Here is a 3743-nt window from a genome sequence, read left to right as displayed (position 1 = left end):
TCCGCGGCCGTCTCCGCGAGGGCCGCCACCGCGGCGGCGGACACGGCCGACTCGCGGGCCTCCCGCGCACGGCGCGGCATCGGCACCGTCAGGGCCACCAGCAGGCCGAGCCCGAGGGCCACGACGCCGATCACCACCACACCCGCGCCCTGCGGGACACCGGTCAGCAGGAGCATGGCGAGGGCTGAGCAGATGACGGTGGCTGAACCATAGGCGAGCTGTGCGGCGTTAGGACGCGGCATGGCGTTTCCGTCCCTCGGAACATGTGGGGATGCGCGCGGGTCGCACTGTCGGGCGACTCTACGACGGTGAATGCCCCGAGGAACGTGCGGTAAGCGTGACCTCACCCACGGTGCCGATGCACGGGGGGCGCACAGGTTCATGCGGACGCCCCCAAGTCCGCGCGATGCGCCCGCCGCTCACCGCTCGCCGCTCGCCTCCGGGACCCCCTCGTGGCGCCGAAGGCCAACGGACGATCAGCCGATCTTCCACTTTCCTTAGCGGAATCGTCGTGAACAAGTCAAGACTGTCATTTTTTCGTCAACTCCGGTCCAATGGCGCCACTTGAACCGCGTACAGAACGCGCACAGGTCGCGTAAAGGCGCGCACCGGCCGAACGGACGCCCACGAGGACGGTCCACAGGCGCGGGCGCGGGGGAGGACACCAGCGAGTGATCAGGACAGGACGGGCGAGACGTGCGGCGGCGGTGATCGTGGCGGTCGCCGCGACCGCGGCGACGGCCTCCGCCTTCAGCACGGCGCAGGCACAGGAGAACCCCGCGGCGGGGTCGCGTTCGGGCTCCGCCCAGGTGGAGCGCCGCGACCCGGCGCCGCAGGCGGGCGATGTCGAGCACAACCTGCCGGGCCCCTTCACCAAGGAGCAGACGAAGGAGCGCAAGGCAGCGCTCGACCAGGTGCTCTCCGGGCACCGCAAGGCCGTCAAGCGCGGCGGCTCCAGCGTGGTGAAGCTCGGCGGCGGCAAGTACGTCGAGCTCGGCCGGGAGAAGACCGACCGGATCTTCACGATCCTCGTCGAGTTCGGGGACAAGGTCGACAACACGACCAAGTACGACCCGGACGGCCCCGGCCCGAAGCCGCCCGTGACGCAGTACGGCGGCAACCCGGGCCCGCTGCACAACCAGATAGCCGAGCCCGACCGCAAGGTGGACAACTCCACCGCCTGGCAGGCCGACTACAACCAGCAGCACTTCCAGGACCTGTACTTCGGCACGGGCAAGGACAAGAACGGCAAGCAGCGTGAGTCGCTGAAGACGTACTACGAGAAGCAGTCCTCGGGCCGCTACTCCGTCGACGGCGAGGTCACCGACTGGGTCAAGATCCCGTACAACGAGGCCCGTTACGGCTCGGACTACTGCGGCAGCACCACCTGCCCGTCCGTCTGGGACGCGGTGCGCGACGGCGTCAACGCCTGGGTCGCGGACCAGAAGGCCAAGGGCGAGTCGAGCGCCCAGATCAAGGCGGACCTGGCCCAGTACGACAAGTGGGACCGCTACGACTACGACAACGACGGCAACTTCAACGAGCCCGACGGCTACATCGACCACTTCCAGATCGTGCACGCCGGTGAGGACGAGTCCGCCGGCGGCGGCGTTCAGGCCGACAACGCCATCTGGGCGCACCGCTGGTACGCGTACGGCTCGGACGCCGGCGCCACGGGACCCGCGGACAACAAGGCGGGCGGCACGCAGATCGGTGACACCGGTATGTGGGTCGGCGACTACACGATGCAGCCGGAGAACGGCGGACTCGGCGTCTACGCCCACGAGTACGGGCACGACCTCGGCCTGCCCGACAACTACGACACCGCGGGCGGCGACAACTCCACCGCCTTCTGGGACCTGATGTCCTCGGGCTCGTGGCTCGGCACCGGCAAGAACGCGATCGGCGACGAGCCGGGCGACATGACCGCGTGGGACAAGCTGCAGCTCGGCTGGCTCAACTACGCGCAGGCCAAGGCCGCGACGAGGTCCACGGTGAAGCTGGGGGTCTCGGAGTACAACACCAAGAGGCCGCAGGCGCTGGTGGTGAACCTGCCGAAGAAGGAGAAGACCACGACGGTCGTGGAGCCCGCCCAGGGGTCCACGCAGTGGTGGAGCGGCATGGGTGACAACCTCAAGAACACCCTGACCCGTTCCGTCGACCTGACGGGCAAGTCCGCGGCCTCGCTGAAGCTCGACGGCTGGTGGGACATCGAGAACGGCTACGACTACCTGTACGCCGAGGTCTCGACCGACGGCGGCTCCAACTGGACGCCGCTGGACGGCACCGCGGACGGCGCGGCCATCCCGAGGGATGGCGGCGACAAGCCGGCGCTGACCGGGACGTCGGGCGCGTACAAGAAGCTCGTGTACCCGCTGGACGCTTACGCCGGCAAGAAGATCGACCTCCGCTTCCGCTACCTGACGGACGGCGGCGTGGCGCAGAAGGGCTTCGCGGCCGACGAGATCAGCGTCGTCGCCGACGGCACCGCGCTGTTCACCGACAACGCGGAGACCGCGGACGCCGGTTGGACCACGGACGGCTTCTCGCGCATCGGCGGGTCCTTCAGCAAGGACTACGACCAGTACTACATCGTGGAGAACCGCGAGTACACGAGCTACGACAAGACGCTGCGCACCGGCCCGTACAACTTCGGTTTCACGGCGCCGAACAACCTCAAGGTCGAGCACTTCCCCTACCAGACCGGCATGTTGGTCTGGTACTGGGACACCTCGCAGACCGACAACAACACCAGCGCCCACCCGGGTCAGGGTCTGATCCTCCCCGTGGACGCGCACCCGAAGGCCCTGAAGTGGTCCGACGGGACGGTCATGCGCAACAGGATCCAGGCGTTCGACGCGCCGTTCAGCTGGTGGCCCACGCCGGGCCTCACGCTGCACAAGGCGGACGTGCCGACGCGGATCAGGCCGCAGCGCGGGGTCATCGCCTTCGACGACCACCGGGGCTCCTACTGGGACCCGGAGAACCCCGAGGGCAGCGTCAAGGTTCCTGACACCAACACCAGGATCACCCTCGTCGGCCAGCCCATCAGCGGCGCGAGCATGACAATCCATGTGGGGCCGTCGACTCGTTAAGGATTGAATTCGCAGGTCAGAGCAGTGATCGGCCGTCGCCCTCTAGCGGGCGGCGGCCGATCGTGTTTAGGTGCAGCTGTGCATTTCTTATTGACACGACGTCTCGCGGGGGGAGAGGAACGATCATGGCAGGCGGAGGCTTCAGCAGACTCCCCAACGGCAGAGTGGTGGTGGCGCTGACCGTGCCGAGACCCGCTGCCGACGGCGGCAGCACGGTACGAGTCCTGGTCCACGCGGAGAACCGGGCGCGCGCCCTGACCAGGCTGCGCAATCTCGGGCTGCGGGCGGTCTACCTGCGGGGGAACGCCGAACCACCCAGTCCGGACGAGGTCACCGCGGTCCTGCACCACCCCGAGGGGCTGCTCTGGCGGCCCACCCCGCAGTCCCCGGGCGACGCGGGCGCGCTCTGGCAGCCCATCCGCTCGCTCGTCCGCCCTGGCCGCACATGGCAGCCGGCCCCGGCGCGCCCGGGACTGGCACGCAAGCCCATGGCCCCGTGGCGCCACCTGCCGACCACGCCCCGGAGGTTCGAAGAGCACACGACTGAACTCCTGTTACCGAACAACTGTATCTGCGGCCTCTTGGTTGGAGAAGGGGCGGGGGGGGAGGGGGGGGCGGGCGGGAGGACGGGGAGGGGGGGGGGGGGGG

2 protein-coding genes and 1 pseudogene are annotated in these 3743 nt (G+C 68.9%); 2 read left to right on the top strand and 1 reads right to left on the bottom strand.

What is annotated here, in order from left to right; translation table 11 throughout:
- A partial coding sequence (locus tag JFN87_RS32390) for a hypothetical protein (RefSeq protein WP_209345979.1) occupies window positions 1-242 on the bottom strand: 242 nt, incomplete at its 3' end.
- A 429-nt stretch (window positions 243-671) separates the two neighbouring features.
- Between JFN87_RS32390 and JFN87_RS32385 the strand changes: the two genes are divergently transcribed.
- Both JFN87_RS32385 and JFN87_RS32380 read left to right on the top strand, forming a co-directional pair.
- Window positions 672-3095, top strand: coding sequence for an immune inhibitor A domain-containing protein (locus JFN87_RS32385; protein ID WP_307865680.1), 2424 nt, complete (start codon window positions 672-674; stop codon window positions 3093-3095).
- Window positions 3096-3220: 125 nt separating this feature from the next.
- Window positions 3221-3529 (top strand): annotated as a pseudogene (locus JFN87_RS32380) (hypothetical protein); the annotation flags it as partial.
- Window positions 3530-3743: the final 214 nt, after the last annotated feature.

The organism is Streptomyces montanisoli, assembly GCF_017813245.1.
GTDB lineage: Bacteria > Actinomycetota > Actinomycetes > Streptomycetales > Streptomycetaceae > Streptomyces > Streptomyces montanisoli.
Note: the sequence above shows the minus strand (reverse complement) of the source record. Positions and strands in the feature narration are given on the sequence as shown.